General features: G+C 71.9%; 15 protein-coding genes and 1 riboswitch. Of the genes, 8 read left to right on the top strand and 7 right to left on the bottom strand.

Translation table 11 applies throughout. The features are described 5' to 3' along the window. Window positions 1–168 precede the first annotated feature (168 nt). Together QIS96_RS01330 and QIS96_RS01325 are read left to right on the top strand one after the other, a co-directional pair. Window positions 169–678: a DUF485 domain-containing protein gene (locus QIS96_RS01330; protein ID WP_282540431.1), complete on the top strand. Its 510-nt coding sequence runs from the start codon at window positions 169–171 to the stop codon at window positions 676–678. Next, a complete protein-coding gene (locus QIS96_RS01325; RefSeq protein ID WP_282540430.1) occupies window positions 675–2,291 on the top strand; it encodes a solute symporter family protein in 1,617 nt (538 codons plus the stop codon). The genes QIS96_RS01330 and QIS96_RS01325 overlap by 4 nt, the downstream gene beginning before the upstream one ends. A 61-nt stretch (window positions 2,292–2,352) precedes the next feature. On the opposite strand, the gene QIS96_RS01320 is transcribed toward QIS96_RS01325, so the two are convergent. From QIS96_RS01320 to QIS96_RS01300, 5 genes are all read right to left on the bottom strand, one after another. Then, entirely contained in the window at window positions 2,353–3,096 is a 744-nt protein-coding gene (locus tag QIS96_RS01320) for a response regulator (RefSeq protein ID WP_282540429.1), read from the bottom strand. After that, window positions 3,093–4,706, bottom strand: a complete 1,614-nt coding sequence (locus QIS96_RS01315) for an ATP-binding protein (protein ID WP_282540521.1) — start codon at window positions 4,704–4,706, stop codon at window positions 3,093–3,095. The genes QIS96_RS01320 and QIS96_RS01315 overlap by 4 nt, the downstream gene beginning before the upstream one ends. A gap of 98 nt (window positions 4,707–4,804) precedes the next feature. Continuing rightward, complete coding sequence (locus QIS96_RS01310) at window positions 4,805–5,989, bottom strand: sucrase ferredoxin (RefSeq protein ID WP_282540428.1); 1,185 nt, start codon at window positions 5,987–5,989, stop codon at window positions 4,805–4,807. 139 nt (window positions 5,990–6,128) lie between these two features. Next, on the bottom strand, window positions 6,129–6,365 hold the full coding sequence (locus QIS96_RS01305; RefSeq protein WP_282540427.1) for a hypothetical protein: 237 nt from the start codon (window positions 6,363–6,365) through the stop codon (window positions 6,129–6,131). Between the two features lie 217 nt (window positions 6,366–6,582). Beyond that, window positions 6,583–7,137, bottom strand: a complete 555-nt coding sequence (locus QIS96_RS01300; RefSeq protein WP_282540426.1) for a DUF6082 family protein — start codon at window positions 7,135–7,137, stop codon at window positions 6,583–6,585. 395 nt (window positions 7,138–7,532) lie between these two features. Here QIS96_RS01300 and QIS96_RS01295 point away from each other — a divergent pair, with 395 nt between their 5' ends. Further along, window positions 7,533–8,660 carry a CobW family GTP-binding protein gene (locus QIS96_RS01295; RefSeq protein WP_282540425.1) on the top strand — a complete coding sequence of 376 codons (1,128 nt, stop codon included), beginning with the start codon at window positions 7,533–7,535 and terminating at the stop codon, window positions 8,658–8,660. A 2-nt stretch (window positions 8,661–8,662) separates the two neighbouring features. Here QIS96_RS01295 and QIS96_RS01290 read toward each other — a convergent pair whose 3' ends face one another. Next, the gene (locus QIS96_RS01290) at window positions 8,663–11,116 is read right to left on the bottom strand and encodes a DNA gyrase/topoisomerase IV subunit A (RefSeq protein ID WP_282540424.1); all 2,454 of its coding nucleotides are present in this window, start codon (window positions 11,114–11,116) and stop codon (window positions 8,663–8,665) included. A gap of 359 nt (window positions 11,117–11,475) precedes the next feature. Between QIS96_RS01290 and QIS96_RS01285 the strand changes: the two genes are divergently transcribed. From QIS96_RS01285 to QIS96_RS01270, 4 genes are all read left to right on the top strand, one after another. Next, a complete protein-coding gene (locus QIS96_RS01285) occupies window positions 11,476–12,861 on the top strand; it encodes a M16 family metallopeptidase (protein ID WP_282540423.1) in 1,386 nt (461 codons plus the stop codon). A 17-nt stretch (window positions 12,862–12,878) separates the two neighbouring features. After that, window positions 12,879–14,246 carry a M16 family metallopeptidase gene (locus QIS96_RS01280; RefSeq protein WP_282540520.1) on the top strand — a complete coding sequence of 456 codons (1,368 nt, stop codon included), beginning with the start codon at window positions 12,879–12,881 and terminating at the stop codon, window positions 14,244–14,246. A gap of 224 nt (window positions 14,247–14,470) precedes the next feature. Then, a riboswitch (cyclic di-AMP (ydaO/yuaA leader) is annotated at window positions 14,471–14,632 on the top strand. A 14-nt stretch (window positions 14,633–14,646) separates the two neighbouring features. Beyond that, the gene (locus QIS96_RS01275; protein WP_282540422.1) at window positions 14,647–15,441 is read left to right on the top strand and encodes a M23 family metallopeptidase; all 795 of its coding nucleotides are present in this window, start codon (window positions 14,647–14,649) and stop codon (window positions 15,439–15,441) included. Between the two features lie 211 nt (window positions 15,442–15,652). Beyond that, the gene (locus QIS96_RS01270) at window positions 15,653–16,381 is read left to right on the top strand and encodes a GntR family transcriptional regulator (protein ID WP_282540421.1); all 729 of its coding nucleotides are present in this window, start codon (window positions 15,653–15,655) and stop codon (window positions 16,379–16,381) included. 214 nt (window positions 16,382–16,595) lie between these two features. Here QIS96_RS01270 and QIS96_RS01265 read toward each other — a convergent pair whose 3' ends face one another. After that, window positions 16,596–16,877, bottom strand: coding sequence for an HPr family phosphocarrier protein (locus tag QIS96_RS01265; RefSeq protein WP_184565564.1), 282 nt, complete (start codon window positions 16,875–16,877; stop codon window positions 16,596–16,598). 270 nt (window positions 16,878–17,147) lie between these two features. On the opposite strand from QIS96_RS01265, the gene QIS96_RS01260 reads away from it, so the two are divergent. Next, the gene (locus tag QIS96_RS01260; RefSeq protein ID WP_282540420.1) at window positions 17,148–20,267 is read left to right on the top strand and encodes a GNAT family N-acetyltransferase; all 3,120 of its coding nucleotides are present in this window, start codon (window positions 17,148–17,150) and stop codon (window positions 20,265–20,267) included. Window positions 20,268–20,354 lie beyond the last annotated feature (87 nt).

Genomic DNA, 20,354 nt, shown 5'->3' with positions numbered 1-20,354 from the left:
CCATGGGCAGGAGGCGGGCCCGAGGCTTTCCGTGGGGTGCTCGCGGCCTGCCCGCCAAGCCTCCGGTCACCTGATGGGGTGAAGCGGGGGGATTGAAGTGTCGGGATCTTCACGTTCTGCCCATCCTTGGGCACGCGGCCGAAGTGCGCCGCGGACGAGGAGAGTTCGGTGGACAAGCACGAAGATCGCGATGCCGGGAGGGTCCGGCTCAGCGATCCCGGTGAGCTCGACGACCCCTGGCAGGACGCGCTCGCCTCGGGGTGGGACGAGTCGGAGGACACCGGGGCGCCCGCGTCCTCCGTACCGCATGCGCGTGGGGCGGGGCAGGACGGACCGGGCGGGCCCGCCGTGAGTGCGGCCGACATCTACCTCGAAGTGCAGCGGAGCCCCGCGTTCCAGGAAGTGCGGCGCAGGTACCGGAGGTTCGTGGTGACGGCGTGCATCGCGTTCTTCTCCTGGTACGTGGCCTATGTGGTGGCGGCGACCACCGCGCCCGAGCTGATGGCGCGGCCGGTGGCCGGCTCGGTGAACGTGGCGATGGTGGCGGGGCTCGGCCAGTTTCTCTCCACGTTCCTGCTGACCTGGGCGTACGTCAGGCACGCGCGCCTGCGCCGGGACCGGGCGGCGCTCGAACTGCGCTGGGACACCCAGGAGTTGACCAGGGGGGTCGGGCGGTGAGCGGAGACCACCAGACCCTGGCGCTCGTGCTGTTCAGCGTGTTCGTCGCCGTGACGCTGGCGATCACGACCTGGGCGAGCCGCAAACGGCACGGCACGGCCGAGGAGTTCTATGCGGGCGGGCGGCTCTTCACGCCGATGGAGAACGGTTTCGCCATCGCCGGCGACTACATGTCGGCGGCCTCCTTCCTCGGTATCGCAGGACTGATCGCGCTCTACGGCTACGACGGACTGCTGTACTCCGTCGGCTTCCTCGTCGCCTGGCTCGTTGTGCTGTTCCTGGTGGCCGAACTCGTGCGCAACTGCGGGCGGTTCACGCTCGCCGACGTCGTGGCCTCGCGGATGAACGAACGTCCCGTACGCATCGCGGCGGGAACTTCTTCCGTGACCGTGTCCGTTCTCTATCTGGTGGCGCAGATGGTGGGGGCGGGCAGCCTGGTCGCGTTGCTGCTCGGCGGGACGAGCGGTGCGGCACAGAGCTGGACGGTCGTCGGTGTCGGCGCGCTCATGGTCGTCTATGTGTCGTTGGGAGGGATGCGGGCCACCACCTGGATCCAGATCGTCAAGGCAGTGCTCCTGATGGGCGGGGCGATCGCGCTCACCGTGCTCGTCCTGGTGCGCTTCCACGGCGACTTCGACGCGCTGCTCAGCACGGCGGCGGAGCGCAGCGGGCACGGGGAGCGGTTCCTCGGTCCCGGCCTCAAGTACGGGGGGAGTTGGACGGCCAGGCTCGACTTCATCAGCCTCGGGCTCGCGCTCGTGCTCGGCACGGCCGGTCTGCCGCACATCCTGTCGCGGTTCTACACCGTGCCCACAGCACGTGCCGCGCGGCGCTCGGTCGTCTGGTCGATCGGGCTGATCGGCGGCTTCTACCTGATGACGGTGGTGCTCGGCTTCGGTGCCGCGGCGATCGTCGGCTCGGACGAGGTGCGGCGCTCCAACCCGGCCGGAAACACGGCGGTTTCGCTGCTCTCGCTCGACCTGGGCGGAGGCGCGGACTCCACCGGGGGCACGATCCTGTTTGCGATCGTCGCCGCCGTCGCGTTCGCCACGATCCTGGCGGTCGTCGCGGGCATCACGCTGGCCTCGTCGGCGTCCGTCGCGCACGACCTGTACGCGTCACTGAGGAGCCGGAGCCGGAGGAAGACTCGGGAAGCGCCGGCGAAGCCGCGCAGCGAGGTAGCCGTGGCGCGGGTCGCGGCGGTGGGCATCGGGGCGGTCGCCATCGGGCTCGGCCTGCTCGCCCGCGACCTGAACGTGGCGTTCCTCGTCGGCCTCGCCTTCGCCGTGGCGGCCTCCGCGAACCTGCCGGTGCTGCTGTACTCGCTGTTCTGGCGCGGTTTCACCACGCGGGGCGCGGTCTGGTCGGTGTACGGCGGTCTGGTGCCCGCGCTCGTCCTGGTCGTGCTGTCGCCGGTGGTCTCCGGCAGCCCTGAATCGATCTTCCCCGGCGTCGACTTCCAGGTCTTCCCGCTGCAGAACCCGGGTCTGGTCTCCATCCCGCTGGGCTTCCTCGCGGGTTGGATCGGCACGGTGACGTCCGAGGAGTCGCCGGACGAGGCCAAGCACGCGGAGACCGAAGTGCGGTCCCTCACGGGGGCGGGGGCGGTCTGAGGCCTTCGGGCGGGGTTTGGGCAGGCACTGGTTCGGCTGTCGAAGGAGTCCGGGCGGTGTCTCAATCCGCTGCGGGGCCGCCCGACTTGGCCCAGGCGTAGCGGTGCTCCGGCCGCCCCGTGTCCCCGTACTTGAGGGAGAGGCGGACGCGGCCGGAGCGTTCCAGGAGCTTCAGGTAGCGCTGGGCGGTCTGGCGGCTGAGGCCGGTGCGGTCCGCGAGTTCCTGGGCGGAGAGCGGGCCGTCGGCGGCCATCATCGCGCGGCGGACCAGCTCCGCGGTGCTCGGTGAGTGGCCCTTGGGGAGCGCGGGCTCGGGTGTGGCCGAGAGGGCGCCGAAGATCCGGTCCACCTCGGCCTGTTCGGCCTCACCGCCGCTGTCCAGGGTGCGCCGCAGACCCGCGTACGCCTCCAGCTTCGCGCGCAGGCCGGCGAACGTGAACGGCTTGACCAGGTACTGCAGTGCACCGTGCCGCATCGCCGCCTGGACGGTGGCCACGTCGCGCGCCGCGGTCACCATGATCACGTCGGTCTGGTGGCCGCGCTCGCGGAGCAGGCGTACGACATCGAGGCCGGTGCGGTCCGGCAGGTAGTGGTCGAGCAGCACCAGGTCGACGGCCGTGCCGCCGGAGGCCGACTCCTCGACGAGGCGCAGTGCCTCGGACCCGGTGTGCGCCTGGCCCGCGACCTGGAAGCCGGGGACCTTCGCGACGTAGGCGGCGTTCACCCCGGCCACGCGTACGTCGTCGTCGACGACCAGCACGTTGATCGCGCCGCCGGCGCGGCTGGGGGCGTTGCTGCCGCTCATGGTCGTTCCTCCGCGTGCGCGAGGTCGGGTTCGGTGAGGGCCTCGGGCAGTACGACGGTGAACTCCGCGCCGCCGCCCGGCGCTTCGCCCACGTGGGCGCTGCCGCCCTGGCGTTCGGCGAGCCTGCGCACCAGGACGAGGCCGATGCCGCGCTTGCCGTGGGCGGGCGGCTCCTTGGTCGACCAGCCCTCGGTGAAGATCAACTCCCGCTGTTCCGGGACGACTCCGGGGCCCGAGTCCCGTACCCGAAGCTCCACCGCGCGCCCCTCGCCGTGCAGGGCGACCTCGACGCGCGGGTCCTGGCTGCCGACCGCCGCGTCCAGGGCGTTGTCGACGAGGTTGCCCGCGATCGTCACCAGGCCCTGCGGGTCGATCAGCCGGTCCGGAAGGCGTGTGTCGTCCGAGAGGCGGAGCGAGACCCCGCGCTCGGCGGCGACCGCGACCTTGCCGACCAGGAGCGCGGCGAGCAGCGGATCGTGCAGCTTCTCCGTGACCTGCTCGGCGGTGGCCCGGTGGGCGCCGACGGTCTCGCCGACGAAGTCCACGGCGTCGTCGTACATCTCCAGTTCGAGCAGGCCCAGCAGCGTGTGCAGATGGTTCGCGTGCTCATGATCTTTTGCCCTCAGGGCGTCGATCAGGCCGCGCGTGGAGTCGAGTTCGCGGCCGAGGCGCTCCAGCTCCGTACGGTCGCGGAGGGTGGCCACGGCGCCGCCGTCGTCGGTCGGCATGCGGTTGGCGACCAGGACGCGCTGGCCGCGTACGGTCAACAGGTCGGTGCCGGTGACCCGTCCCGCGAGCACATCGGTGGTGCGGCCCTCGCCGAGCGCCTCGTCCAGGGGCTTGCCGATGGCCTCGGGCCCGAGCGTGAGGAGCCGCTGCGCCTCGTCGTTGAGTAGCCGGACGCGGCCGTTCCGGTCGAGCGCAAGTACGCCTTCGCGGATGCCGTGCAGCATCGCCTCACGCTCCGCGAGCAGCGCGGAGATATCGGAGAAGGCCAGGTCACGGGTCTGCTTCTGGACCCGCCTGGAGATCAGATACGCGGCGAGCGCGCCGACGGCCAGGGCGCCGCCCGCGTACGCGAAGAGGCCGGGGATCGAGGAGATGAGCCGGTCGCGGACGCTGTCGTACGCGATGCCGACCGAGACCGCCCCGACGATGTCGCCGTCCGAGCCGCGCAGCGGGACCTTGCCGCGGGCCGAGCGGCCGAGGGTGCCCTCGTCGATCTCCATGACCTCCCGGCCGGCCAGCGCTTGGCTGGGATCCGTGGAGACGACCTTGCCGATCTCGGCGGGGTTGGCGTGCGACCAGCGAACGCCCCGCTCGTCCATGATCACGATGTACTCGGCGCCGGTGGCCTTGCGGATCCGCTCCGCCTCGGCCTGCACCGGGCCGCCGGGGCTCGGCCGCGTCGCGGTCAGGTCCTCGACGACCTGCGGCTGCGCGGCGGTGGTCTGCGCGATGGCGAGGGCGCGGCGCATCGCCTGGTCGTCGAGCTGATCGCTCAGCGGCGCCAGGAAGAGGCCGGTGGCGAGCACGGCGACCCCCGCGGCGATCGCCAGCTGCATCACCAGGACCTGCGCGAAGACCCGTCGGGGCAGGCCGATGCGCATCCTGCGCCCACCGCTCACGGCGACGGCGCCTTCCGGCCGGGGCCCGGGGGGAGTGCTGCGTTCATGCAGAAACGGTACGGCTTGTGGCGGGTCGGGGGTCAAAGCCGGTCCATGTCGCGGACGGGGGCTGCGGGGTCGTACCGCGTTGCGCCGGTCGCCTCCGCCTTCCCGTCAGCCTTCCCGGCCGGGGCGGATGCCGCTGAGGCGAGGGCTCCTGGGGCCTGGGGGAGCGGGGCCTCGGGCCGTACCGCGAGCACGTCCATCCGGCCGGGCGTGGCCAAGGCGGCGCCGCAGCTCTCGGGGCGCGGCGGCAGCGAGGCGCCCTGCGCAACGGTGACCCGCCAGCACCGCCCGTCGACGTGCGCCACGATCACGTCCCAGCGGGGGCCGGCGGCCTCGGGCCCACGGGAGTCGTCGGTAGGGGCGTCCTCGGTAGGGGCGGCGTCTTCGGTACGGGGCTCGTCGGTAGAGGAGTCTTCGGTGCGGGAGTGGCCGGTTCGGGTGGACTCGGTGCGGGCCGGCTCGGTTCGGAGCACCGACAGCACCCCCGCCCGGTCCTCGCCGCTGAACCTGCGTACCGCCAGCTCAGCGGCCTGTCCGGGCCGTTCCCAGGCGGAGCTGCCCCGGCAGCCGTCGACGACGACGCGGCCCTCGCCCGCCGCCGCGAGCACCCCGCGCACCTCTTCGGCGCCGACCCGCCCGTACGCGTATCCGTACGGCAGGACGAGGAGCGTGGGCGAGAAGCGGTGGCCGCCGAGGTGTGTGACCTCCCAGGCACCAGGCTCGCCGGCGGCCGTCAGCTCGGCGGCGAGCGGGCGGCCGAGCAGCGCGCAGCAGCGGTCCCGCTTGCCGTTGGTGCAGACGAGGGCGAGGGGCGCGCCGGTGTGCGGTGCGGCGTCCAGGGCGTGGTCGAAGGTGTGGTGGTCGCCCTTGCCGAGGGCGGCGAAGTCCAGCTGGAGCAGTCGCGCGGGGTCGTCGATGACCGCGCTGTGGAGCCAGGTGGTGGGGGAGGCGGGGTCGACGTGTGCCGCGAACACATGGCGGCGGGCCGCGTCGTGGCAGTCGGCGTGCCGGCCGGGGCGGCGGATCAGGGCGACGCGGACGCCGGTGCCCTCGGCGGCGGCTTCCAGGGCTCGGCCGAGCTCCGGGTCGAGATGGCTGGAGGTCAGCGCCTTGGCGCCCCACGGCCCGGACTGTTCGAGGAGCAACCAGGTCCTCGCGGTGGCGGCGGTGCCGGCGACAGGTTCGTCCAGGTCCCGCGAGGCGGTGGCGCACGTACTCACATAGGTGAGCCTAGCCTGATGTGGCGGGGGAGGGGCTGGTGAGGGGCTGCCGCGGGGGCGGGCGGCGAGGTGCGCGCGGCTTCCGCGCCGGTCTGTTGTCGAGCGGCCGACGCGGAAGGCGAGACGGGGAGTGCGCGCGTCAGGCGTCCGGGATGTCGGCCTTCGCGCGGATGAGCGTCTCCCGGCTGATCACCACGATGCGTTCGTAGTCCGCCCTGGCTGCGTCGGGCGGGAGCTGGTGGTGGAGGGCGTCCGTGGCCTCCGTGCCCATGACGGCGAAGTTGCCGTCGCTCAGCTCGAAGAGGTCAGGGCAGGTCTGGCCCGTTACGCTGCCGCGTTCGTGGGGGGCTGTGCCGATGCGGCGCACGATCTTCAAGTGGGATCCCGGTCCTTGAGGGGAGTTGCGGCGATAAGGGCAGGCTGGGGTCGCCGGTCTGCGAAGGGGGCGCACCCTGATGTGGGGCGGGGAGGCGCGCGCCCGGCCGACAGCTTGGTGGGCTGTGCCCAGTCGCACGCGCGGCACACGCTAGCGCCAGGAACCGCTCCATATGCTCAAGAAGCGGCCCAATGTCCCCCGACTGGACCAACTGCCCCTATATCACCGGCAGTTCGCCGACAACCCACCACTCCTCGGTCTCCGCGTCGTCGAGTTCGCGAATGAGTTCGTCGACCATGCGGCCGCTCTGCGCCTCCTGCGACACGTCCGGGAGGCTGGCCCGGTGCGGCCTGGTGGCTTCCCAGTAGCCGCGGAAGAACTTGTTCTGGCACATGACTCTCAGGTGCCCGTGAAGTTCCACCAGGCTGATGTAGCCGACTCGATGGGAGTGCAGGGCGTTGATGTAGAGCGCGTTCGCGAACAGGTACTGGCGCCGCAGTTCCGGTCCCAGTTCCTCCTCGTAGGTGTCCAGGACGGCGGCGAGTGCGGGATCGTCCATGGCCTTGTAGAGCAGGTCGAGGTGAAGCCGGTGCTGACGGTCCAGTGCTCCCTGTCGTTGTGCTCGCTCGATCAGAGAGGTGCACGCGCGTAGTTGTGCGCTGAGGGACTCGCACTTGCGCTGTTGCGCGGCGAACAGCAGAACGGCCCCGGCGGCGGCGAGAGAAGCCGTGGCGGAACCGAACCTGTGCTTGCAGACTTTTCGTGTGGCCATGTCAACCCCCGAGTCGGGCGACCGTTCGCCGGCCGTCGGGGTGCGGGTCGACGGGGGAGTGTGGGACCGGCGAGCGGTGGGCGGGCGCGCTTGCCGCCTTCCGGTGGCCGAGCGGCGCTGATCGGCTGGAGGCGGAGCAGAGTGGCGGCGCCTGGATGCATGCGAATGTCCTGACAACCGGTGCCGTTCCCCATGTGTGCCCCGCGTACGGCGCTAACAATCGTTCACATGGTTTCCGAGGGCCTCGGGCCGTGGCTTCTGTGCCTCTGAGGAGCGCGTTGAGGGGCGTACTCGGGGGCGCATTTATCCTGGCCGGTACTCCTGGCCGGTACTCCCGGTCGGGACCCGTGCCGGGACCGGCGCGTCCGGGTGCAGTTCCGTACGAGAGGTTCAGTGTGAGCAAGCGGCAGATCCCCGTCGTCGTACTCGCGGGGTTTCTGGGGTCGGGCAAGACGACGCTCCTCAACCAGCTCCTGAGGCACAGCGGCGGCAACCGCATCGGCGTCGTCGTCAACGACTTCGGGACCATCGAGATCGACGCCATGTCCGTGGCAGGGCAGGTGGGTTCGACCGTCTCGCTCGGCAACGGCTGCCTGTGCTGCGCCGTCGACGGCAGTGAACTCGACGCGTACCTGGAGAAGTTGACCCGCCCCTCCGTCGGCCTCGACGTGATCGTCATCGAGGCGAGCGGCCCCGCCGAGCCGCAGGAACTCGTCCGGATGCTGCTCGCGAGCGACAACCCGAACATCGTGTACGGCGGGCTCGTGGAGGTCGTCGACGCCGCCGAGTTCGACGCCACCCGCGCGAAGCACCCCGAGATCGAACGGCATCTCGCCCTCGCCGACCTCGTCGTCCTCAACAAGACCGACCGGGTCGAGGCGCAAGACCTTCCTGGGGTGCGCGCGAGCGTGGACCGGCTCGCGGACGGGGCGGCGGTCGTCGAGTCGACGTACGGACGGATCGACCCGGAGCTGCTCTTCGACGGCAAGCCCAAGGGCGAGCGCTTCGGGCAGCTGTCCTTCGACGACCTTCATGAGGACGACACCGACGAGGACGGCTCCCATGGGGAGGGTCCCCACGGGGAGCACCTTCACCGCACTCACCTGCACGCCGCCTACGACAGCGTCTCCTTCGCCACCGACGGCGCCCTGCACCCCCGCCGGCTCCTCGACTTCCTCGACGAGCGGCCCGAAGGGCTCTACCGCATCAAGGGATTCGTCGACTTCGGCGCGCACGACCCGGGCAACCGCTACGCCCTGCACGCCGTCGGCCGCTTCCTGCGGTTCTACCCGGAGCCGTGGCCCCGCGAGGCCGAGCGCGGCACGCAGCTCGTCCTCATCGGATCCGGCGTCGACGGCGCCGCCCTGCACACCGCCCTGGAGCGCTGCCGGGACGACGAACCGCAGGACGCCGGCCTCGAAGAGGTCATGTGGGGCGTCCTGCGATACGTGGACGAACGCGAACCCGAGCCCGAGCCCGAGGCGCACCTTGTGGCTGACCCCGAACCCGAGCTCGCGGAGTAGCCCTACACCGGGCCCGCCACCGCCGCGACCGGCTTGGCGAGCGAGACGCCCGAGCCGTCACGGCGCGGGTCGACCTCCGGCAGCTCCGCCGGTGAGCCGTTGCGCTGCGCCGCAAGTGCCGGCACCGCACCCGCCCACGCGAACGACAGGCAGTCCTCGCCCTTCAGGAACCGCTGGCACCGCACACCGCCGGTGGCCCGGCCCTTGCGCGGGTACTGGTCGAACGGCGTGATCTTCGCCGTGGTCTGCACCGAGTCGTCGAGCGTGCCGCGCGAGCCCGCCACCGTGAACACCATCGCGTCCGCCGCCGGGTCCACCGCGGTGAACGAGATCACCTTCGCGCCCTGCGTCAGCTTGATGCCCGCCATGCCGCCCGCCGGCCGGCCCTGCGGACGGACCTGTGAGGCCTGGTAGCGCAGGAGTTGGGCGTCGTCCGTCACGAAGACCAGGTCCTCCTCGCCCGTGCGCAGCTCGACCGCGCCGACGATGCGGTCGCCGTCCTTGAGGGTGATGACCTCCAACTCGTCCTTGTTGGACGGGTAGTCGGGCACGACTCTCTTCACCACGCCCTGCGCCGTACCGAGCGCGAGGCCCGGCGAGGACTCGTCGAGCGTCATCAGGCAGACCAGCTCCTCACCCGCCTCCAGGGTCAGGAACTCCGCGACCGGCGCCCCGCCGGCGAGGTTGGGTGCGGCCGCCGTCTCCGGGAGCTGCGGCAGGTCGATGACGTTCAGGCGGAGCAGCCGGCCCGAGGAGAGCACCGCGCCGACCTCGCCGCGCTGCGTCGCGGGGACGGCCGAGACGATCACGTCGTGCTTGACGCGCTTGGCCTCGGTGTCGAACGAGACCTCGCCCGTGGCCGTACGCGCGAGGAGGCCCGTCGACGACAGGAGCACCCGGCACGGGTCGTCCGCGACCTCGAGCGGCACCGATGCGGCCGGGGCGCCGGAGGACTCGAGCAGGACCGTGCGCCGGTCGGTGCCGAACTTCTTGGCCACCGCGGCGAGTTCGGAGGAGACCAGCTTCCGCAGCTCCGCGTCCGACTCCAGGATGCGGGTCAGCTGCTCGATCTCGGCCTTCAGCTTGTCCCGCTCCGCCTCCAGCTCGATGCGGTCGAACTTGGTGAGGCGGCGCAGCGGGGTGTCCAGGATGTACTGCGTCTGGATGTCGCTCAGCGAGAAGCGCTCCATCAGGCGCTCCTTGGCCTGCGCGGAGTTCTCGCTGGAGCGGATGAGGCGGATCACCTCGTCGATGTCGAGCAGCGCGACGAGCAGGCCCTCCACCAGGTGCAGGCGGTCGCGCTTCTTGCCGCGGCGGAACTCGCTGCGGCGGCGCACCACGTTGAACCGGTGGTCGAGGTAGACCTCCAGGAGCTCCTTCAGGCCGAGCGTGAGCGGCTGGCCGTCCACCAGGGCCACGTTGTTGATACCGAAGGACTCCTCCATCGGCGTCAACTTGTAGAGCTGCTCGAGGACGGCCTCAGGGATGAAACCGTTCTTGATCTCGATGACGAGGCGCAGGCCGTGGTTGCGGTCGGTCAGGTCCTTGACGTCGGCGATGCCCTGCAGCTTCTTGTTGCCGACCAGGTCCTTGATCTTCGAGATGACCTTCTCGGGGCCGACGGTGAAGGGGAGTTCGGTGACGACCAGGCCCTTGCGGCGCGCCGTCACGTTCTCCACCGCGACCGTCGCGCGGATCTTGAACGTGCCTCGGCCCGACTCGTACGCGTCCCGGATGCCGGAGAGGCCGACGATCCGGCCGCCCGTGGGCAGGTCCGGGCCCGGGACGAACTTCATCAGCGTCTCCAGGTCGGCGCCCGGGTGCTTGATGAGGTGGCGGGCGGCCGCGACGACCTCGCCCAGGTTGTGCGGCGGCATGTTCGTGGCCATGCCGACGGCGATTCCCGACGAGCCGTTGACCAGCAGGTTCGGGTACGCGGCGGGGAGCGCGACCGGCTCCTGCTCCTGGCCGTCGTAGTTCGGCGAGAAGTCGACCGTGTCCTCGTCGATCGACTCCGTCATCAGCGAGGTGGCCGTGGCCATCCGCGCCTCGGTGTACCGCATCGCGGCGGGCGGGTCGTCGTTGCCGAGCGAGCCGAAGTTGCCGTGGCCGTCGACCAGCGGGACGCGCATGGAGAAGGGCTGGGCCATGCGGACCATCGCGTCGTAGATCGACGCGTCGCCGTGGGGGTGCAACTTACCCATGACCTCGCCGACGACGCGGGCGCACTTCACGAAGCCGCGGTCGGGGCGCAGGCCCATCTCGTTCATCTGGTAGACGATGCGGCGTTGCACCGGCTTCAGGCCGTCCCGGGCGTCCGGCAGGGCCCGGGAGTAGATGACCGAATACGCGTACTCGAGGAAGGAGCCCTGCATCTCGTCGACGACGTCGATGTCGAGGATCTTCTCCTCGTACGCGTCGTCGGGCGGCGGGGTCTTCGTGCTGCGGCGGGCCATCGCTGCTGCGGCTCCTTCACGTTCCTGTGCGGGGCAATCTCCAGTTCTGACGCCGACCATTGTGGACCGCGCCACTGACAACGCGGACCGCGACCCGTCCAATCCCCGTTCCCGGCACGTTCATCGGACTGCCCGAAGACCGCCGATGACCGTACGAGGGTGACCGTACGAGACCGTCGAAACGCGATCGGAGATCGCTGAGAGCAGAGCCGGGACGGGAACTTCGCCAGATGTCCGCACGCTTGCATACAGTGACAGCACTTGCTCCGGCGACCGCGTGGACGACCGCCATCAGGCCCGCCACCGCCCGCCGCCGACAGGTCAGTCAAGGACGACATCTCGCGATCGAAGGGATCTACATGCCCATGGGTCACACGGCCACGGCCGAGGCCGGCTCCGGCGGCCTGACAGCGACCGAGCACCGCCTCGCCAACGGCCTGCGCGTGGTGCTCTCCGAGGACCACCTGACCCCGGTCGCGGCGGTCTGCCTCTGGTACGACGTCGGCTCCCGCCACGAGGTCGAGGGGCGTACGGGCCTGGCGCACCTCTTCGAGCACCTGATGTTCCAGGGCTCCAAGCAGGTCAAGGACAACGGCCACTTCGAGCTGGTGCAGGGCGCCGGCGGCTCGCTCAACGGCACCACCAGCTTCGAGCGGACCAACTACTTCGAGACGATGCCCGCCCACCAGCTGGAGCTCGCCCTCTGGCTGGAGGCCGACCGCATGGGCTCGCTGCTCACGGTCCTCGACGACGAGTCGATGGAAAACCAGCGCAGTGTGGTGAAGAACGAGCGCCGCCAGCGGTACGACAACGTCCCCTACGGCACCGCGTTCGAGAAGCTCTTCGCGCTCGCGTACCCGGAGGGCCACCCGTACCACCACACGCCGATCGGCTCCATGGCGGACCTCGACGCGGCCACGCTCGAGGACGCCCGCGAGTTCTTCCGGACGTACTACGCGCCGAACAACGCGGTGCTCTCGGTCGTCGGCGACATCGACCCGGAGCAGACCCTCGCCTGGATCGAGAAGTACTTCGGCACGATCCCGGCGCACGACGGAAAGCGCCCCCCGCGCGACGGCACGCTGCCCGACGTCATCGGCGAGGAGAAGCGCCAGCTCGTCGAGGCCGAGGTGCCCTCCCGCGCGCTGATGGCCGCGTACCGCCTGCCGCACGACGGCACGCGCGCGTGCGACGCGGCCGACGTCGCCCTGACCATCCTCGGCGGCGGCGAGTCCTCGCGGCTCTACAACCGCCTGGTCCGCCGGGACCGTACGGCGGTGACGGCCGGCTTCGGCATGCTGCGCCTGTCCGGCGCCCCGTCGGTCGGCTGGCTGGACGTGAAGACCTCGCACGAGGCGGAGGTGCCCGACATCGAGGCCGCCGTCGACGAGGAGCTCGCCCGGTTCGCCGCGGAGGGCCCCACGGACGAGGAAATGGAGCGCGCCCAGGCCCAGTTGGAGCGCGAGTGGCTGGACCGCCTCGGCACGGTCGCGGGCCGCGCGGACGAACTCTGTAAGTACGCAGTGCTGTTCGGCGACCCGCAGCTCGCGCTGACCGCGGTCGGCCGGGTCCTGTCCGTCACCGCGGACGAGGTCAAGGAGGTCGCCCAGGCGCGGCTCCGCCCCGACAACCGCGCGGTGTTGGTCTACGAGCCGATCGCCCCGGAGCAGGCCCCCGACGCCCCGGACACCGATGTGAACGAGGCCGCCGAGATCGAGGTTCAGGACGAGGAGGCGGCGAAGTGACCGAGCAGCTCGCCACCATGGAGTTCCACCCGCAGCCGCAGCCGGGCACCGCCAAGCCCTGGGCCTTCCCCGCCCCGGAGCGCGGCACGCTGCCCAACGGCCTCACCGTGCTGCGCTGCCACCGCCCCGGCCAGCAGGTCGTCGCTGTGGACGTCGTGCTCGACGCCCCGCTCGACACCGAGCCCGAGGGCCTGGACGGCGTCTCCACGATCATGGCCAGGGCCTTCACCGAGGGCACCGACAAGCACTCCGCCGAGGAGTTCGCGGCAGAGCTGGAGCGCTGCGGCGCCACGCTCGACGCGCACGCGGACCACCCCGGTCTGCGGATCTCCCTCGAAGTGCCGGTCTCCCGGCTCCCGAAGGGCCTCGCGCTGCTCGCCGACGCCCTGCGTGCCCCCGCCTTCGAGGACAGCGAGATCAAGCGCCTCGTACGCAACCGCCTCGACGAGATTCCGCACGAGACGGCCAACCCGGCGCGGCGCGCGGCCAAGGAGCTCTACAAGCAGCTGTTCCCGGCCGAGGCGCGGATGTCCCGGCCGCGGCAGGGCACCGAGGAGACCGTCGAGCGCATCGACTCGGCGGCGGTGCGGGCGTTCTACGACGCGCACATCCGCCCCGTCACCGCGACCGCGGTGGTCGTCGGTGACCTGGAGGGCGTCGACCTGGACGCGATGCTCGGCGAGACCCTGGGGGAGTGGACCGGGAACACCGCCGAGCCGCGCTCCGCGGCGCCGATCACCGCCGACGACACCGGCCGGGTCTTCATCGTCGACCGTCCAGGGGCGGTGCAGACGCAGCTGCTCATCGGCCGTATCGGCGGGGACCGGCACGACCAGGTGTGGCCGGCGCAGGTGCTCGGCACGTACTGCCTGGGCGGCACTCTGACGTCCCGTCTGGACCGGGTGCTGCGCGAGGAGAAGGGCTACACCTACGGTGTGCGGGCCTTCGGCCAGGTGCTGCGCTCGGCCGCGGACGGCAGCGGTGCGGCGATGCTCGCGATCAGCGGCTCGGTGGACACCCCCAACACCGGCCCGGCACTTGACGACCTGTGGAAGGTGCTGCGGACCCTCGCCGCTGAGGGCCTCGACGACGCCGAGCGGGACGTCGCCGTGCAGAACCTCGTAGGCGTCGCTCCGCTGCGGTACGAGACGGCGGCGGCCGTCGCGGGCACCCTCGCCGACCAGGTCGAGCAGCAGCTGCCGGACGACTTCCAGGCGCAGCTGTACCGCCGTCTGGCCGAGACGGGCACGGTGGAGGCCACCGCGGCCGTCGTGAACGCCTTCCCCGAGAACCGCCTCGTCACGGTCCTGGTGGGCGACGCCGCGCAGATCGAGGAGCCCGTGAAGGCGCTCGGCATTGGCGAAGTCACCGTCGTCACCGGTTAGTTCAGCGGGACACAGAGGCCCCGGCGGTGCGCACACGCACCGCCGGGGCCTCGTCGTTCGCCCACCCTCATCACCTAATGCCCGATTAGTTCGTAAATTTCAGGCTCGTTGGGGTCTGCCCTGTGGCGTGCACTACAAAAGCCTAGATCCGTTTGTTGATTGAAAGATGTCCCGTTTAGCGTCGGTCCGGCTGTTCGCCAGCTATGCGCCGCGCCCGCGGCACCGGACAGTCATCGCCGAGTCCCCGTACGGCGCGAGCCAGGGGAGCCGGGGACCCACACGCAGTCCCTGGGGTGAATCGGACGCCCTCCGCGCGGAGGGAGCCCGTAGGAGACCTTCCTGCTCCGAACCCGTCAGCTAACCCGGTAGGCGAGAAGGAAGGAAAGGACACCGCCACTCCATGGCCTTCGCCCGTGCCACCGGGAAGCACCGCCGCCCCAGCCGTCTGACGCGCAAGGGCGCCACCATCGCGGGCGTCGCCGCCCTCACCACCTCGGGCGTCGTCGGCGGCCTCGCCGCCCCCGCGATGGCCGCCGAGAGCTCCCTGGCCCTCGACGACACCGGCATCAACCAGGCCATGTCCGTGGGCGATTCGCTCGCCGACCGAATAGACGCCCAGGCCGCCGCCCAGCAGGAGGCCGCCGAGCAGGCCGCCGCCAAGGAGAAGGCCGAGAAGCGCGCCGAGGCTGCCCGCAAGGCCGAGGCCAAGCGCAAGGCTGCGGAGAAGGCCAAAAAGGAGCGCGAGGCCAAGGAGCGCGCCGCGCGTGCGGCCGAGCGCAAGCGCCTCAACAGCTACACCGCCCCGGTCGAGAACTCCTACGTCTCCACCGGCTACCAGACCGGCGGCGCCCTCTGGTCCTCCGGCAGCCACAGCGGCGTCGACTTCCACGCCGCCTCCGGCACCTCCGTGCGCGCGGTCGGCTCCGGCACCGTCGTCGAGGCCGGCTGGGGCGGCGCGTACGGCAACAACGTCGTGATCAAGATGAACGACGGCACGTACACCCAGTACGGCCACCTCTCGTCCATCGGCGTCACCGTCGGCCAGGCCGTCACCCCGGGCCAGCAGATCGGCCTCTCCGGCTCGACCGGCAACTCCACCGGCCCGCACCTCCACTTCGAGGCCCGTACGTCCCCCGACTACGGCTCGGACATCGACCCCGTCGCGTACCTGCGCTCGCACGGTGTGAACGTCTGATACGTCCCACGCGACCGCTCGCGCGCGCACCGCTTCCCGAAGGCCCCGGCACCCGCCGGGGCCTTCGGCGTTTACCGGGCCGCATCGGATTCGTCCGGTTCCGGTCGGACGCAGGCCAAAATACGTCCATGAATTCCGGTGACCCGTCGGAAATTCGGCCGTGCTGGAATAGAGTCGCGGCAGCGCGAATTCCACAGGTGGAGGTCCGGTCATGCGCATTCCGGCGCACTCGGTATGCACGGCGATCCGCGACGACATCGTCGCGGGAGTCTTCGAACGCGGCAGCCGGCTCACCGAAGAGGTCCTCGCCCGGCGGTACGGCGTCTCCCGCGTCCCTGTCCGCGAGGCGCTGCGCACCTTGGAGGCGGAGGGGTTCGTCAGCACCCGCAGGCACGCGGGCGCGTGCGTCGCCGAGCCCACCGCGCAGGAGGCCGCCGACCTGCTCGAAGTCAGACAGCTGCTCGAACCCCTCGGCGCGGCCCGCGCGGCCCAGCGCCGCACCGAGGCCCACCTGAAGGTGCTGCGCGGCCTCGTGCGGCTCGGCCAGGAACGCGCCCGCGCGGGCCGCGGCGACGACCTGCGCTCCCTCGACGGCTGGTTCCACGAGACGCTCGCCCAGGCCTCCGGCAGCGCGGGCCTGACCGCCCTGCTCACCCAGCTCCGACAGAAGATCGCCTGGATGTACGCGGTCGAGCCGGCCGCCGAGCCGGTCGCGTCCTGGGCGGAGCACGGGGCGATCGTCGACGCCGTGGCCCGCGGCGACGCCGACCGCGCCCGCGCGCTCACCGCCCAGCACGTCGAGCGCTCCACGCCCGCGCACCGGCTGCGCTTTCCCGGGGGTGGCGGGCGGGAAGGGCGGGGCGGTCGCGGCGACCGGGCCGGCCGGGTCACGGTGAGGAGTTCGCAACATTCCGTAAACATGGCGAGCGGCCGGAATTAACGGAAGCCGTATACGAATAAGGTGCGCGGGCTATGCTGTGTGGGCCGTTTATTGCCCGCCCTTATTCAGGCTGCTCTTTTCCTGGACGCTGCCGATTTTCCGAGGCTGCCCATTTCCAGGGCGGCCTGTTTCGCGTGCCTTCATTCGCCGTGCAAAGCGCGTGAGCCCCGCAGGTCCCATCGGACCTGCGGGGCTCACGCGGCAGTGGTGAGGCTCAGACGGTCTCGGGGAGCTCCTCGAGACCCTCCGAGACCAGCTTCGCCAGACGGTCCAGGGCGACGTCCGCACCCTCGGCGTCGGACGCGAGCACGATCTCCTCGCCGCCCTGCGCGCCCAGGCCCAGCACCGCGAGCATCGAGGCCGCGTTGACCGGGTTGCCGTCGGCCTTGGCGATCGTCACGGGGACGCCTGCGGCCGTGGCCGCGCGGACGAAGATGGAGGCGGGACGGGCGTGGAGGCCCTCGGCCCAGCCGACGTTGACGCGGCGCTCAGCCATGTGTGCAGCCCTTCAGGTTTCGCTCAAGCCTTGTCTAGACCACTGTCTCATACCGCGGCGGGTGCTCCGGAGGGTCGTTCGTCCCGAGCCCGACCGCCGCACAGCCCTCCTACCTTGCATCGCGAGGGGCGGCACCGCGACCGGTACTCGGTGGGTGAGACGGCCCAGGAAAGGGGCCGTCGGAGGTTGTCCACAGGCCCGCCCGCCACCGTCAACTCGGGTTATCCACAGGCCCTGACCGAACGGCCGCTTCCCCGTACTCTGGGCCGCATGCAGACACCTGCGGAATCCACGGAGGACGCCGCCTACCCCGCCCACTGGGAGGCGGACGTGGTGCTGCGCGACGGCGGCACGGCCCGGATCAGGCCCATCACCACCGAGGACGCCGACCGCCTGGTCAGCTTCTACGAACAGGTCTCCGACGAGTCGAAGTACTACCGCTTCTTCGCCCCGTACCCACGCCTGTCCGACAAGGACGTGCACCGCTTCACCCACCACGACTACGTGGACCGGGTCGGCCTCGCGGTCACCGTGGGCGGCGAGTTCATCGCGACCGTGCGGTACGACCGGATCGACGAACAGGGCCGCCCCGCCTCCGCCCCGGCGGACGACGCCGAGGTCGCCTTCCTGGTGCAGGACGCCCACCAGGGCCGCGGCGTCGCCTCCACGCTGCTCGAACACGTCGCGGCGGTCGCCCGCGAGCGCGGCATCCGCCGCTTCGCCGCCGAGGTGCTGCCCGCCAACACCAAGATGATCAAAGTCTTCCGCGACGCGGGGTACGAACAGAAGCGCAGCTTCGAAGACGGCGTCGTCCGCCTCGAGTTCGACCTCGAACCCACCGCGGCCTCGCTCGCCGTGCAGCGCGCCCGCGAGCAGCGCGCCGAGGCCCGCTCCGTGCAGCGCCTGCTCACCCCCGGCTCCGTCGCCGTCATCGGCGCCGGCCGCCGCCCCGGCGGCATCGGCCGCACCGTCCTGCACAGCCTCGTCCACTCCGGCTACACGGGCCGGGCGTACGCGGTGAACAGCGCCTTCGGCCCCGACGAGACCGAGGTCGACGGCGTCCCCGCGCACCGCTCGGTGCGGGACATCGGAGAGCCGGTCGACCTCGCCGTCGTCGCCGTCCCCGCCGAGCGCGTCCCGGAGGTCGTCGCCGAATGCGGCGAGCGCGGCGTGCAGGGCCTGGTCGTGCTCTCCGCGGGATACGCCGAGTCGGGTCCCGAAGGGCTCGCCCGGCAGCGGGAGTTGGTCCGCCAGGCCCGGTCGTACGGGATGCGGATCATCGGGCCCAACGCCTTCGGCGTCATCAACACCGCCCCGCAGATCCGGCTCAACGCCTCGCTCGCGCCGACGCTGCCCGCCGCCGGACGCGTCGGCCTGTTCACCCAGTCCGGCGCCATCGGCATCGCCCTGCTCGCCGGCCTCCACCGCAGGGGCACGGGCCTGTCCACCTTCGTCAGCGCGGGCAACAGGGCGGACGTCTCGGGCAACGACGTCCTGCAGTTCTGGTACGACGACCCGGACACCGACGTCGCGCTCATGTACCTCGAATCCATCGGCAACCCAAGGAAGTTCACCCGCCTCGCCCGCCGCACCGCCGCCGTCAAACCCGTCGTCGTGGTCAAGGGCGCCCGGCACACCGGCGCCCCCATCGGCCACGCGGTGCCCGCCACCCGCATCCCGCACGAGACGGTGTCCGCGCTCCTCCGCCAGGCCGGTGTGATCCGGGTGGACACGGTCACCGAACTGGTCGACGCCGGCCTGCTCCTCGCCGGACAACCCCTGCCGGCCGGGCCGCGCGTCGCGATCCTCGGCAACTCCGAGTCGGTGGGAGTCCTCACGTACGACGCATGCCTCGCGGAGGGGCTCAGGCCGCAGCGCCCGCTCGACCTCACCACCCAGGCCACCCCCGCCGACTTCCGGGCAGCGCTCGACGCGGCCCTCGCCGACGACAGTTGCGACGCCGTCGTCGTCACCGCCATCCCCTGGGTCGGCGACTCCGCGCCCCAGTCCACGTCCGCCCTTGCGGCCACGCTGCGCGAAGCGGTCGCGGCGGGGCCCGCCAAGCCGGTCGTCGTGGTCGTGGTCGAACTCGGCCAGCTCGCCGAGGCCCTTTCCGCCGCCTCCCGCACGGCACCGCCGGCCGAGGGCGCCCAACGCCCCCAGCAGCCCGCCGCCCAGGCCCGCCCGTCCGCGGGCCCGAACCCCGCGCCCGCCACCGGGCCGAACCCCGCGCCCGCCACCGGGCCGAACCCCGCGCCCGCCACCGGGCCCAACCCCGCGCCCGCCACCGGGCCGAACCCCGCGCCCGCCACCGGGCCGAACCCCGCGCCCGCCACCGGGCCGAACCCCGCGCCCGCCACCGGCCCGACGGCCACTCCCGCCACTCGCCCGGAGGCGGAGCCCTCCACCCGAGCCGAGCTGACGCCCGCCGAACCGAGAGAGCCCACCCCCGCCGACCCCGGCCAAGGCCAAGCCCCGGGTCAGGTCCAAGACCGGGGCCGAGACCGGGGCCGAGGCAGCAGCATCCCCGCCTATCCGGCCGCCGAACGCGCCGCCCGCGCCCTCGGCGAAGCCGTCAAGTACGCCCAGTGGCGGCGCGAGAACGCCGACCACCCGGGCCGCGTCCCGCAGTACGACGACATCGACGAGCGCGGTGCCGCCGAGCGGATCGACGCCCTGCTCGAAGCCGCCGACACCGACCGCGGCTTCGACCTCGCCCCCGAGGACGCCCACGACCTGCTGCGCCGGTACGGCATCCGCGTCCACCGCACCCTGCCCGCACCCGACGCGGACGCCGCCGCGCACGCCGCCCGCGTGCTCGGCTACCCGGTCGCGCTGAAGACCACCGCACCCCACCTGCGCCACCGCGCCGACCTCGGCGGAGTCCGCCTGGACCTTGCCGGGGAGGACCAACTCCGCGCCGCGTACGCCGAGTTGACCGAGGCCCTCGGCAAGCCGGAGGAGCTGCGGCCGGTCGTGCAGGCGATGGTCCCGCGCGGCGTCGACACCGTCGTACGGGCCACGATCGACCCGGCCGCCGGAGCGGTGCTCTCCTTCGGCCTCGCCGGGGCGCCGTCCGAACTGCTCGGCGACACCGCGCACCGGCTGGTCCCGGTCACCGACCGGGACGCCGCCGGACTCATCAGATCCATCAGAACCGCCCCGCTTCTCTTCGGCTGGCGCGGTTCCTCCCCGGTGGACACCCCGGCTCTCGAAGACGTGCTGCTCCGTGTCTCCCGCCTCGTCGACGACCACCCCGAGATCGTCTCCGTCACACTCGAACCCGTGGTCGTCGGACAGCACGGCGCCGCCGTCCTCAACTCCACGGTCCGCCTCGCCCCACCCCCGGCCCGCGACGACCTGGGCCCGCGCACCCTGCCCGCCTACTGAGCCCGCCCGCCCCCGCACGCCCGGCGCACCGTTCACACCCACCCCTCCGTGCCCGCCCGGTCACGCCCGTCCCACCCCGGCCCCGGG

Source organism: Streptomyces cavernicola, assembly GCF_029968035.1.
In the GTDB taxonomy this organism is placed as follows: Bacteria; Actinomycetota; Actinomycetes; order Streptomycetales; family Streptomycetaceae; genus Streptomyces; species Streptomyces cavernicola.
The sequence above is the reverse complement of the archived record's forward strand: the minus strand, read 5'-3'. Positions and strand labels throughout refer to the sequence as shown.